Source organism: Oleiphilus sp. HI0067 (assembly GCF_001635735.1).
In genome coordinates, this window is record NZ_LWFI01000607.1 from 1 (window position 1) to 357 (window position 357).

1 protein-coding gene is annotated in these 357 nt (G+C 50.1%); it reads left to right on the top strand.

Annotation, left to right across the window (positions count from 1 at the left end; genetic code table 11):
* The coding region (locus A3739_RS06855) for an AbgT family transporter (protein ID WP_197472146.1) at positions 1-357 on the top strand (357 nt) is incomplete at both ends.

A 357-nucleotide genomic window follows, 5' to 3' on the forward strand; every position in this document is an offset into this window, starting at 1 on the left:
CATCTCTTGGTCGCCACCCCCTAGCCGGTCTTGCTGCCGCGTTTGCGGGTGTATCAGGCGGCTATAGCGCGAACCTTTTAATTGGAACAGTTGACCCACTTCTATCAGGCATCTCAGAGAAAGCAGCCCAACTTATTGACCCGAGTTATACGGTTGGGGCTGAGGCCAATTGGTACTTCATGATGGCCTCGACCGTTGTCATTTCTATTCTCGGCATGCTGATTACTGAGTACATCGTGGAGCCTCAACTAGGTCTGTATAACAAAGATGATGCATCACCTGAACACGTCGAAGAACTCGAGCAAGAGATGAATTCACATGCCGTAACCGATATTGAGCGCAAAGGTCTGAGAGTCG